The organism is Geodermatophilus sp. SYSU D00814 (genome assembly GCF_054050055.1).
Window position 1 is genome coordinate 89785 of record NZ_JBJGYP010000004.1, and the last position, 11789, is coordinate 101573.

11 protein-coding genes are annotated in these 11789 nt (G+C 74.6%); all 11 read right to left on the minus strand.

Features of this window, described 5'->3' with window-relative positions:
• Positions 1-43: 43 nt before the first annotated feature.
• The 11 genes from ACI780_RS04270 to ACI780_RS04320 all read right to left on the minus strand — a co-directional run bounded on the left by ACI780_RS04270 (position 44) and on the right by ACI780_RS04320 (position 11642).
• Entirely contained in the window at positions 44-535 is a 492-nt protein-coding gene (locus ACI780_RS04270; RefSeq protein WP_456871635.1) for a hypothetical protein, read from the minus strand.
• Positions 532-894 carry a response regulator gene (locus tag ACI780_RS04275; protein WP_089406307.1) on the minus strand — a complete coding sequence of 121 codons (363 nt, stop codon included), beginning with the start codon at positions 892-894 and terminating at the stop codon, positions 532-534. Before ACI780_RS04275 ends, ACI780_RS04270 begins: the two co-directional genes overlap by 4 nt.
• The gene (locus ACI780_RS04280) at positions 891-1418 is read right to left on the minus strand and encodes a chemotaxis protein CheX (protein ID WP_457000999.1); all 528 of its coding nucleotides are present in this window, start codon (positions 1416-1418) and stop codon (positions 891-893) included. Before ACI780_RS04280 ends, ACI780_RS04275 begins: the two co-directional genes overlap by 4 nt.
• Positions 1415-1804, minus strand: a complete 390-nt coding sequence (locus tag ACI780_RS04285) for a response regulator (RefSeq protein ID WP_456871633.1) — start codon at positions 1802-1804, stop codon at positions 1415-1417. The genes ACI780_RS04280 and ACI780_RS04285 overlap by 4 nt, the downstream gene beginning before the upstream one ends.
• Entirely contained in the window at positions 1801-2625 is an 825-nt protein-coding gene (locus ACI780_RS04290; RefSeq protein ID WP_456871632.1) for a CheR family methyltransferase, read from the minus strand. Before ACI780_RS04290 ends, ACI780_RS04285 begins: the two co-directional genes overlap by 4 nt.
• Complete coding sequence (locus ACI780_RS04295; protein WP_457001002.1) at positions 2622-3731, minus strand: protein-glutamate methylesterase/protein-glutamine glutaminase; 1110 nt, start codon at positions 3729-3731, stop codon at positions 2622-2624. The genes ACI780_RS04290 and ACI780_RS04295 overlap by 4 nt, the downstream gene beginning before the upstream one ends.
• Positions 3732-4101: 370 nt before the next feature.
• Positions 4102-4992 (minus strand): hypothetical protein, encoded by an 891-nt coding sequence (locus ACI780_RS04300; protein WP_457001004.1) that lies wholly within the window; start codon positions 4990-4992, stop codon positions 4102-4104.
• A 157-nt stretch (positions 4993-5149) separates the two neighbouring features.
• Positions 5150-5602, minus strand: a complete 453-nt coding sequence (locus tag ACI780_RS04305; RefSeq protein WP_457001006.1) for a chemotaxis protein CheW — start codon at positions 5600-5602, stop codon at positions 5150-5152.
• A 1-nt stretch (position 5603) separates the two neighbouring features.
• Positions 5604-7931, minus strand: a complete 2328-nt coding sequence (locus tag ACI780_RS04310) for a chemotaxis protein CheA (protein WP_457001008.1) — start codon at positions 7929-7931, stop codon at positions 5604-5606.
• A gap of 134 nt (positions 7932-8065) precedes the next feature.
• Complete coding sequence (locus tag ACI780_RS04315) at positions 8066-9667, minus strand: methyl-accepting chemotaxis protein (protein ID WP_456871251.1); 1602 nt, start codon at positions 9665-9667, stop codon at positions 8066-8068.
• Between the two features lie 373 nt (positions 9668-10040).
• A complete protein-coding gene (locus ACI780_RS04320) occupies positions 10041-11642 on the minus strand; it encodes a methyl-accepting chemotaxis protein (protein WP_457001010.1) in 1602 nt (533 codons plus the stop codon).
• Between the last annotated feature and the right edge of the window lie 147 nt (positions 11643-11789).

The following is an 11789-nucleotide window of genomic DNA, read 5'->3' on the forward strand; positions in this document are numbered from 1 at the left end:
CACCCGGGGCGGCGGACCGTGGTCTCGCCGCCCCGGGGAGTCGTCAGGGGACGACGAGGGAGAGCCGGCCCCTGCCGTAGCCGGGGACCTCGACGGCGAGGTCGAGCCGGTTGAAGGCGGCGAGCATCCCGGCGACGTCGCCGGGCAGGTCCTCCCCCGGCACGTACAGCCGGTAGAGCTTCGAGTGCGGCGCGCCGGGCACGTTGAACAGCGCCGAGAGCACGTTGACGACCTCGTGCAGGGCCTCGGCGAGCATCGCGGTGAGCTCGCCGTCCTCCTCGACGGCGTCCTGGACGCCGCCGGGCGGCAGCAGGGCCAGCGCGCCGCCGGTCCAGGCCGACAGCGGCAGGTCCATGACGCACAGGGCGTTGACGGCCATCGAGGGGCTGACGTAGACCGCCACCGAGACCGGGTCGCGCTCCGTGGGCGTGACCGGGGCACCGGGGGTCACGCCCACCGGCTTGCCGACCAGCCCCGACAGCATGTCCTTGACGGCCTTGGCGTCGGGCAGCGAGACGGTCAGGGGCGCGGTCACGACAGCACCCCCTCGAGGTTCTCCCGGAAGGACTCCTCGGTGAAGGGCTTGGCGATGAGGAACAGCGCGCCGGCGTCGGCGGCCTTCTCCCGCATCTCGGCCGACCCCTCGGAGGTGACGAACCCGAAGGGCACCGCCGAGCCGGAGGAGCGCAGCGCCTGCAGGAACTCCAGGCCGGTCATGTTCGGCATGTTCCAGTCCGACAGGACCAGGTCGGGGTTCTCCGACCGGACCTTGTCGTAGCCGTCGCGGCCGTCCTCGGCCTCGACGACCTCGTGGTCGTCGTAACCGGCCTGCCGCAGGGTGCGGATGACGATCTGCCGCATCACGCGGCTGTCGTCGGCGACCAGGATCTTCACAGGGGCACCTCGTTCTCTCGCTCGGTGTGCAGGGGGGACTGCACGGAGACGGTCAGCGGCTGACCGCGCCACAGGACGGCGACGCGGCGGGTGTCGGCATCGGAGCCGGCGGGTGGGGTGGCGCCGACCTCGGGCAGGCCGAGGACGGACGGTCCGGGGAGGACGGCCTTGACGTTGCCGCCCACCACGTTGGCGAGCTCGCCGAGGGCGTCGTCGACGTCCTCGGCCTCGAGCACCGCCGGGGCGTGCTCGCCGAGCAGCGCCCGCGTGAGCTCGGTGGCGGTGTCGCGGCCGCAGGTGAGCACGACGGCGCCGGTCCACGGGCCGACGATCTCGACCCAGGAGCTGCTGGTGTCGGCCGGCAGCGGCGCCGGCAGGGGGACGAGCACCTCGTCCTCGCCCACCAGGGCCAGCCACGCCTGCTCGGTGATCTGCAGCAGCGTGTCCTCGTCGAGCAGGTCGACGACGGCCGGCGGGCGGTCGCTCGCGCGGCGGCGCAGCCCGGTGTCGCGGGGAGCGCTCACAGCGCGACCTCCTGCGGGAGCAGGCCGAGCAGCGCGAGCTTGTCGCGGATGGCGTCGGCGGTGAACGGCTTGATGACGTACTCGTGGGCGCCGGCGGCCAGCGCGCGCACGATCTGGCCGTGCTCGCTCTCGGAGGTGACCATCACCAGGGTCACCGCGCGCCAGGCCGGGTTGGCACGGACGGCGTTGACGAACTGCAGGCCGTCCATCACCGGCATGTTCCAGTCGATGGTGCACAGGTCCGGCGTCCAGCCCTCGTGCAGGACGTCGAGCGCCTCCTGCCCGTGGCCGGCCTGCCGGGTCTCGTAGCCGAGGCCCTCGAGGATCCCGGTCACGATGCGCCGCATGGCGCGGGAGTCGTCGATCACCAGAGCACGCACGGTCATGCCCCCTTCAGCGGGCGGTAGGCGGAGGTCCGGCCGAGCACGACGCGGCTCCAGGAGTCGTCGACGCCGAGGGTGGTCTCGGCGGCACCGAGGAACAGCCAGCCGTCGGGGCGCATGAGCTCGCGGACCCGGCGGAGGATCGCCTGCTTGGTGGGCAGGTCGAAGTAGATGAGGACGTTGCGCAGGTAGACCACGTCGAACGGGCCCATCCGCGGCAGCGGGGCGGCCAGGTTGCACTCGCGGGCGGTGACCATGCGGCGCAGGCCGGGGGCGACCTCCCACTCGCTGCCAGCCCGCTGGAAGTGGCGGACCAGCATCGGGGCGGGCAGGCCGCGGTTGACCTCGAGCTGGCTGAACCGGCCGGCCCGGGTCCGCTCGACCATCTCGCGGGAGATGTCGGTGGCGGTGATCGTGACCCGCGAGGCCGCGCCGGGCAGCGCGTCCTCCAGCAGCATCGCGATCGTGTAGGGCTCCTGGCCGCTGGAGCAGGCCGCCGACCAGATCTGCAGCCGCTCGGCCGGGCCGCGGGCGGCCTGCAGCGCGGGCAGCACGGTCGAGGTCAGTCCGGTGAACGGGTCGCCGTCGCGGAACCACGACGTCTCGTTGGTGGTGAGCGCCTCGACGATCTGCCGGGTGTCGTCCGGCCGCGGGCGGCTGCGGACGGCGTCGACGAGCTGGTCGACGTCGGACAGGCCCATCCTGCGGGCCAGCGGCAGCAGCCGGGCCTCGACGAGGTACTCCTTGCCCGGGGCGAGCACGATCGCGCTCTCCCGGTGCACCAGCTGGCGCACCCAGTCGAAGCGGGTGGCGGTCAGGGTCATCGGAGGGCTCCCCTCGCGAGGGCGGGCAACGCCGGGGCGTGCGGCACGGCGCGCGCCAGGTGGCGGGTGATCGCCTCGGCGATGCGGTCGAGGGGCAGCACCTCGTCGGCCAGGCCGGCCGAGGCGACGGCGCCGGGCATCCCCCAGACGACGGAGGTGGCCTGGTCCTGGACGACGACGGTGCCGCCGGCGTCGCGGACGGCGCTCGCGCCCTCCCGCCCGTCGGAGCCCATGCCGGTGAGCACCACCGACAGGACCGCGCCGTCGTAGGCGGTGACGGCCGAGCGGAACAGCGGGTCGACGGCGGGCCGGCAGAAGTTCTCCGGCGGGCCCTGCGAGAGCACCGTCGTCGCGCCGCGGCCGCTGCCGCGCACGGTGAGGTGGTGGTCGCCGGGGGCGAGGTGGACGGTGCCGGGCAGCAGCGGCGAGCCGTCGACGGCCTCGACGACGCGCAGCGCCGACAGCCGGTCGAGGCGCTGGGCGAACTGGCGGGTGAACACCGGCGGCATGTGCTGCACCACCAGGACCGGCACCGGCAGGCCCGCCGGCAGCGCCGGCAGCACCCGCGCGAGGGCCTCCGGGCCACCGGTCGAGGAGCCGATCACCAGCACGGCCGGGGCCTTGTGCGCGGCGGTGCGGGGCGCCGGGGTGCGGGGGGCGACCGGGGCGGCCGCGGGCCGCGTCGGGCTCGTCACCGGGCGGCCGGTGAGGGCCTTGATCCGGGGGATGAGCTGCTCGCGCACGCTCTCCATCGACGCGGCGACGCTGCCGACGTTGGCCGGCTTGGTCACGTAGTCGTTGGCGCCGGCCGAGAGGGCGTCCAGGGTGGCCGCGGCGCCGCGCTCGGTCAGCGTGCTGAACATGACGATCGGCACGCGGTTGCGGGCGGCCCGCAGGGCGCGCACCGCCTCGATGCCGTTCATCTCCGGCATCTCGATGTCCATCGTGACCAGGTCGGGGCGCAGCTGGTCGACCTTGCCCAGCGCGAGCTTCCCGTTGACCGCCGTCCCGACCACCTCGATGGCGGGGTCGGAGGACAGCACGTCGGTCACGATCTTGCGGACGACGACCGAGTCGTCGACCACCAGCACCCGTGTCGGGTCCACACGTCCTCCTGCTCCGGCGGCGTCCGGCCGCGGAGGGCCGTTCACCGGGTTCTCGGCAGCGGCGGGTCGGATCCGGGGGTCACCCGGCGTCCCACGCGCACCGCCTGTCCCAGGAGTTGTCGGCCGTCCCACCGGTCGTGTTGACGCGGGGCGCGCAACCGTTACGGCGCCGGGCGGTCACCGGCGGGCGGTCGGGCACATGTCGACCGCGCCGCGCCGCACCCGTCCAGTGCCGCAGGGGGGCTGACCTGCGCCGACCCGATGCGGCCGCCGGTCGATCACCGCCTCGTTGCCGCTCGCGGCGGCGGGTCGTCCCGTGTCGGCGGCAGCGAGCCGATGATCAACGGTGAGCCGGCGCCCCGGCCCCTCCTCAGCGGGAGGTGACGCGGTGCCAGGGAGCCAGGAGGACGTCGAGGGCGCCGCCGTCGAGCAGGTCGCCCATCGTCAGCCCCTGGACGACGCCGGCGAGGGCGTTCCACGAGCCGGAGGCGCCGTCGCGGGCGTCGAAGCCGCCGTCGGCGAACGCGCGGACGGCGAGCAGCTGGGCGGTGGCCAGCGTGCGGGTGCGGCCGGAGACGTGCGCGGCCCACGAGGCCTCGTGCATGGCGGTGGCCCACGGGCGCTGCTCGGCACGGCCGTCGTCGACGGCGCTGCGCCAGCGCTCCCGGCCGCGGGCGTCCAGCCCGGCGAAGGTCGCCAGCAGCGAGCAGAGCTCGGGCGTGGCCGGGCCGAGGTCGGCGTCGGCGCCGCGGGTGGCCGCGTCGGGGACGGCGGCGGTGAACGGCGCGACGAGCTCGCGGCGGACCAGCGGCGGCAGCACCCCGGCGGCCCACTCCCCCACCACGGCGTCGGCCAGCACCTCGGCGGCCAGCTCCCGGACGTCGTCGTCGGCCTGGAGGAAGGCGGCGTGCTCGGGCCCGAGGACGTCCTCGCGCAGCACCCGCTCGACGGCGGCGGCCGTGCCGATGGTGCCGCGCTCGAGCTGGGCGACGAGGACCGCGGTGCGGTCCCCCGCACCCGGGGTGACCGAGCGCAGCTGCGGGACGGCGGCGGCCAGCTCGCGGGCCCGCCGGGCGCGCACGGCCAGCACGGCGCGCTGCTCGCGGTCGGCGTGGCCGGTGCGGGAGGCGTCGGCCAGGGCGGCCAGCCCGCCCGGCCCGGCGGTCAGGCCGGTGAGGAGCACGTCGGCGGCGGCGCGGCCACCGGGCAGGCGCACCAGGTCGAACCCCAGCGTCGCGGCACTGACCAGCGAGTACGGCACGTCTCCCCCTCCGACGGCACCGTCCGGACACGGACGGCCCGCCCATGCTGGGGGTGATCACGCCGCGACGCCACGCGGCCGTCACCCGATCGCCGGAGAGGCGGAGGGTGACGGCCGCGTGTCGGGACCGGTCAGGTGAGGAGGCGGTGACGCTCCGCTACGAACCGACGGCCTTCTGCACGTCGAGCGCCAGCAGCAGCGTGCCGTCGAGCTTGTAGGCGCCGCGGATCAGCTCCCGGGCCTGCCCGTCGAGGGTGTCCGGCGGGGCCTCGAAGTCGGCGGCGTCGACGTCGACGACGTCGGCGATCGAGTCGACCAGCAGGCTCACCGCCTCACCGTGCAGCCGCACCACGATGACGACGGCGTCGGTGCCGGCCGGCCGCGGCGGGCGGCCCAGCCGCTCGCGCAGCTCGATCGCGGTCACCACCTGCCCGCGCAGGTTGATCAGCCCGGCGACGGCGGGGGGCGCCAGCGGCACCCGGGTCAGCTTCTGGCTGCGCAGCACCTCCTGCACGTGCTCGACCTCGACGCCGTAGAGGTCGCCGTCGAGCCGGAAGGTGGCCAGCTGCCCGCTGGCGGCCCGGGTCGGGGTGTCGGTCGCGCTCGTCACGTCAGGCCTCCAGCAGGGCGGTGGGGGAGGGGTGGTCGGCGGCGTAGAAGGCCGGGTCGGCGGCGAGGATGGCCGCGCGGACGTCGAGCAGCTCGGTCACCCGGTCGCCCAGGACGGCCGAGCCGAGCAGGCCCAGGTCGTCGATGTCGCTGCGCACCGCGGCACCGCCGTCGACGATGTCCAGGATCTCCTCGACGACGATCGCCACGCTGCGGCCGTGGTCGCTGTAGACGATCACCTCGAGCACCTCCCGGTCGCTGCCGCCGTAGGCGCCCAGGTGCCGGTCGAGGCGCACGATCGGCAGGATTGCGCCGCGGTACTGCACCACCTCGCGGTTGCCCACCCGCTCGACGGCGTCGGCGCGCACCTGCTCGAGGCGGGTGACGGTGTCCAGCGGGATGGCCACCCGCCGGCCCTCGCCGATCGCGGCGAGCAGCATCCGCTGCCGCTCGGTCTCGACGGCGGCGGTGCGCGCGGCGGCCTGGCGGGCCTCCTGCCGCTCGGTGGTCTCGGTGCGCAGCGCCCGGCGGGCCAGGGCCTGCACGTCGAGGATCAGCGCCACGGCGCCGTCGCCGAGGACGGTGGCGCCGGAGTAGAGGCCGATCGCCTTGAGCTGGCCACCGACGGCCTTGACGACGATCTCCTCGGTGTTGATGACCCGGTCGACGACGAGGCCGAAGCGCCGGCCCTCGGAGCGCAGCACCGCGATGACGACGTGGCCGTCGTGGCGGTCGGAGGCCAGGCCGAGGACGTCGGTGAGCCGCACGAGGGGCAGCAGCTCGCCGCGCAGCCGGTAGACCGGTGCGCCGCCGACCTCCTCGACGGCGTTGGCGGCCTTCTCGGCGTCGAGGCTGACCAGCTCCTGCAGGCTGATCTGCGGGATGGCGTAGCGGTCGCCGGCGCACTCGACGGTCAGCGCCGGGACGATCGCCAGGGTCAGCGGGATGCGCAGCCGGCAGACGGTGCCGCGGCCGGGCTCGGACTCGACCTCGATGGTGCCGCCGATGGCCTCGATGTTGGTCTTGACCACGTCCATGCCGACGCCGCGGCCGGAGACGTTGGTGACCGCGGCGGCGGTGGAGAAGCCGGGCAGGAAGATCAGCTGCAGGACGTCCTGCGGGCTGGTGCGGGCGAGCTGCTCGGCGGTGACCAGACCGCGCTCGAGCGCCTTGGCGCCGATCCGCTCCGGGTCGATGCCGGCGCCGTCGTCGGCGACCTCGACGACGACCTGGCCGCTCTCGTGCCGGGCGCGCAGCGTGAGCACGCCCTCGGCGGGCTTGCCGGCGGCGCGGCGGCGGTCGGGGGACTCGATGCCGTGGTCGACGGAGTTGCGGACCAGGTGGGTCAGCGGGTCCTTGACCGCCTCGAGCAGGGTCTTGTCGAGCTCGGTGTCCCGGCCCTCCATCTCCAGGCGGACGGTCTTGCCGCACTGGATGCCGAGGTCGCGGACGACGCGCGGCAGCTTGGACCAGATGTGGTCGATCGGCTGCATGCGCGTCTTCATGACGCCCTCCTGCAGCTCGCTGGCGATGAGGTTGAGCCGCTGCGAGGCGCGCACCAGGTCGGTGTCGGTGGAGCGGCCCACGTACTGGACGATCTGGTTGCGGGTGAGCACCAGCTCGCCGACCAGCAGCATGAGCGAGTCGAGCAGGTCGACGTCGACGCGGATCGTCGAGTCGGCCACGCCCCGGCGGCCCTGCGGACCTCCGGCCCCCTCCGGGCGGGCGGCACCGGAGGGCGCACCGCCGTCGGTGTGCTCGTCCCCGTGCTCACCGTGCTCGTCGTCGGCGTGCTCGTCGGGCAGCTCGTCCGGCACCACCTCGACGGCGGCCTCGGCGACGGGCTCGGCGGCGGGCTCGGGGGCCTCGACCGCCGGCTCGACGACCTCGGGGGTCTCGACGACCTCGGCCGGCGCGGGGGAGGTGACGGCGGCCGGCGCCGGCCGGTCCTCCATCGCGGCGCTGATCTCCGCGACGACGGCGGAGACGTCCACGCCGCCCTCGCCGCCGGTGGCCTCGATGGAGGCCAGCAGGGAGCGGACGGTGTCGACCATCCGCAGCAGCACGCTGGTGCGCTCGGGGGTCAGCGCGAGGACGCCGTCGCGCAGCCGGGAGAGCATGTTCTCCCCGACGTGGGTGACCTCCTCGAGCCGGCCGAAGGCGAGGAAGCCGCTGGTGCCCTTGATCGTGTGGATGGTGCGGAAGATGCTCGACAGCCGCTCGCGCGAGTCGGGCTCCTGCTCGAGGGCGACCAGGTCCGTGTCGAGCTGGTCGAGGTTCTCGTGGCTCTCGACGAGGAACTCCTCGACGATGTCGTCCAGACCGTCCACCGTTGCCTTCTCTCTCGCTGCTGCCGGGGGGCCGTGGGGTCCCCGATGGGTCTTCGGCGGTGGGGTGGCGGACTCAAGGTGAGTCCGCCACCCCACGGGGCGGTGTCGCCCGGTCGTCGCCTGGTGGTCGTCGCCTAGTAGGTGAAGCGGGCGACGCCGGTGCGCAGGTCGGCCGCCATGCGGGACAGCTCGTCGACGGCGACCCGGGTCTGGGTCAGCGCCTGGGTGGTGGCGTCGGCGGCACCGGAGACCCCGGCGATGTTGTCCGCGATCTGCCCCGACCCCTGCGCGGCCTCGGCCACCGACCGCGACATCTCCGCGGTGGTCGCGGTCTGCTCCTCCACCGCCGAGGCGATGGTGGTCTGCCGGTCGGAGATCTGGGCCACGATCGTGCTGATCTCCCCGATCGCGCTCACCGCCGCACCGGTGTCCTTCTGGATCGCCTCCACCCGCCGGGCGATGTCCTCGGTCGCCTTGGCCGTCTCCTGGGCCAGCTCCTTGACCTCGTTGGCCACCACCGCGAAGCCCTTGCCGGCCTCCCCGGCCCGGGCGGCCTCGATGGTGGCGTTGAGCGCCAGCAGGTTGGTCTGCTCGGCGATGGAGGTGATCACCTTGACCACGTTGCCGATCTCCACGGAGGACTCACCGAGCTTGGTGACGGTGGCGGTGGTGGTCTCCGCGGCGGTGACGGCGCGGGCGGCCACCGCCGACGCCTCGGCGGCGTTGGTCGCGATCTCCCGGATGCTCGCCCCCATCTGCTCGGCACCCGCGGCGACCGTCTGCACCGACCGGGACACCTCCTCGGCGGCACCGGACACCACCCCGGACTGCGCGGAGGTCTCCTCGGCCGAGGCGGAGATCTGCGCGGAGGACGCGCTCAGCTCCTCCGAGCTGGCCGCCACGGCGTCGGCCGAGGACGCCACCGACGACAGCACCGAACGCAGGCTCTGCTGGGCGGCGCCGAGCGCCTCGGCCATCCGGCCCAGCTCGTCGCGGCCGCGGACCTCGGGCGTGACGGTCAGGTCGCCTTCGGCGAGCGCCTCGACCGAGCGCTGCACGGAGCGGACCGTGGCCACCAGGCGCCGGACGACCAGGACGGTCAGCCCGCCGGCGACGACGATGCCGGCGGCCAGGGCGAGCCACAGCGTGGTGGTGGCCGAGGAGACGGTGGCGATCGCGTCGTCGGTGTCGGCCTGGCCGGCGGCGACCCGCCGGTCCTGCATGGCCGCGTACTGGTCCATGATCGAGTCAGAGGCGTCCTGCAGCGGACCGGCGACGACCGCACCGGCCCTCGCCAGGTCGCCGGCGTCGGCGGCGGGCAGCAGCTGCCCCTCGGCCACCGCGTAGTAGCCGTCGACGGTGCTGCGGAACTCGTCGAAGGCGGTCCGGTTGACCGTCACCTCGGCGTAGGCGTCGAGCTGACCCTCGAGGGTCTCCCGCCGCTCCGCGAGGTCGGTGCGGAGCTCGGCGCGGGTGCGCGGGTCGACCAGGGCGTAGCTGTTGTAGCGCGAGCGGTCGCCCTGCCAGGACCGCTGGATGTCGGCGAGGTCCGCCAGCGTGCCGACGTTCCCGTTGATCCGCACCGCGGCGGCCTGCACGGCGGACAGCCGGGTGACGGCCAGGACGGACATCGCGACGGCGACGAGGGCGAGGACGGCGACGGCGGCGCCGATCTTGACGGCGACCGGGCGGTCGGCGAACCAGCCGCCGGAACGGCCGGTACGGGCGGTGCTCATGGATCAGCTCCTGCTCTCGAGGTGGGGCCCGTCGGGGAACGGGGAGGAACGGCCGCGGTCGGTCACGCCGTCGTGCATCCAATGTGGCGGACGGGAATGGAGACCGTCTCCGTCCGGAAATGGTGTGTCGGTAACGATCCGGGCACGGAGCAGAATGGCTGGCAGGTCATTTCGGAGCGCCATTCAGCTACCCTTGTCGACACGGCCCCACCTGGTGCCGGGCAGGCCGGGACGCCGTGTCGACATGCGGTTTCCCGCGCGAGAACGGGCCGGAACCGTCACCGTGGCGACGACGCCGGCCCGTTCTCTCTCCCCGGCTGTCCGGGTCGGCGACCATTCCGGAGAATGGTCCCCGGAGACCGGAGGAGTGCGCTCAGTACGTGAAGCGGGCGACGCCGGCGCGCAGGTCGGCGGCCATCCGGGCGAGCTCGTCGACGGCGGTGCGCGTCTGGGTGAGCGCCTGGGTGGTGGCGTCGGCGGCACCGGAGACCCCGGCGATGTTGTCCGCGATCTGCCCCGACCCCTGCGCGGCCTCGGCCACCGACCGCGACATCTCGCTCGTCGTCGCGGTCTGCTCCTCGACGGCGCTGGCGATGGTGGTCTGCCGGTCCGAGATCTGGGCGACGATCGAGCTGATCTCGCCGATCGCGGTCACCGCCGCCGTGGTGTCGCCCTGGATGGCCTGCACGCGGCGGGCGATGTCCTCGGTCGCCTTGGCCGTCTCCTGGGCCAGCTCCTTGACCTCGTTGGCCACCACGGCGAAGCCCTTGCCGGCCTCCCCGGCGCGCGCGGCTTCGATGGTCGCGTTCAGCGCGAGGAGGTTGGTCTGCTCGGCGATGGAGGTGATCACCTTGACCACGTTGCCGATCTCCACGGAGGACTCACCGAGCTTGGTGACGGTGGCGGTGGTGGTCTCCGCGGCGGTGACGGCGCGGGCGGCGACGGCGGAGGCCTCGGCGGCGTTGGTGGCGATCTCCCGGATGGACGCGCCCATCTGCTCGGCACCGGCGGCGACCGTCTGCACCGACCGGGACACCTCCTCGGCGGCACCGGACACCACCCCGGACTGCGCGGAGGTCTCCTCCGCCGAGGCGGAGATCTGCGCCGAGGACGCGCTCAGCTCCTCCGAGCTGGCCGCGACCGCGTCCGCCGAGGACGCGACCGAGCCCATGACCTCGCGCAGGCCGGCCTGCGCCCGGTGCAGAGCGTCGGCCATGCGGCCGACCTCGTCCCGCGAGGACACCCCGCTGTCCCGGGTCAGGTCGCCCTCCGCCAGCGCCTCGAGGGAGGCCTGGACGCTGCGCACCGGACGGATGACCGAGCGGGCGGTCAGCCAGCTGAGGCCGGCCAGCAGCAGGAAGCCGGCGACCGCCACGAGCAGGCCGATCCGCTCGTACCGCGAGACGGTCGCCTCCATCGCGTCGGTGGCGGCGGCCGACTCGGTCGCGAGGGTGTCCACCGCGGCGCCGACGGCGTCGTCGGTGAGGTCGTTGGCGGCCTGGATGCCCTCCCAGTCCGCCCGGGCGCCGGCCTGGTCGGCGACGGCGCGGTCGACGAACGCGCTGATGGCGGCCGTGTACTCGCCGTAGGTCCCCTCCAGCTCGGCCACGGCCGCGGCGGCGTCCCCGGTCAGCTCCGCGGTGGCGAGCTCCTCGAGCATCGCCTCGGGGGTGGCGACGTCCTCGGCGAGCTCGGCGAGCTGCTCGGCCGGGTCCTCCCGCACCACGGCCTTGAAGCCGTCGACCTTGAGCTCGCTGGCCCGGGTGTCGAGCTGCAGGACCAGCACCTGGGCGCGGTCGAGCGCCTCGGCGTCGTGCTGGGCGTCCCGGATGGCGGCGTTGCCCAGGACGGTCGAGCCCAGCAGCCCGCCGAGGGACAGCGTGCCGACGGCGACCAGGGCGCCGAACTTGACCGACAGCGGGCGGTCGGCGTACCAGCCGGCGGGGCCGGTGCGCGGGCGGGACGCGGCGTTCACGTGGGGCCTCCTGGGCTTCCTGTGCACGCTGCGACGGGTGTGACTGGCGTGCAGGGGGAATGGTGGGGCCCGCGCCGCGTCCCGCCGCGGCGCGCGGGGCACGGTCGGACGGATCGTTGCGCGGCGGACGGTGACCGCCCGCGTCGC

Excerpts from the sequence above, each read along its gene's own strand:
- ACI780_RS04290 (WP_456871632.1), bottom strand. The coding sequence starts at position 2,625 with ATGACCCTGACCGCCACCCGCTTCGACTGGGTGCGCCAGCTGGTGCAC.
- ACI780_RS04285 (WP_456871633.1), bottom strand. The coding sequence starts at position 1,804 with ATGACCGTGCGTGCTCTGGTGATCGACGACTCCCGCGCCATGCGGCGC.
- ACI780_RS04315 (WP_456871251.1), bottom strand. The coding sequence starts at position 9,667 with ATGAGCACCGCCCGTACCGGCCGTTCCGGCGGCTGGTTCGCCGACCGC.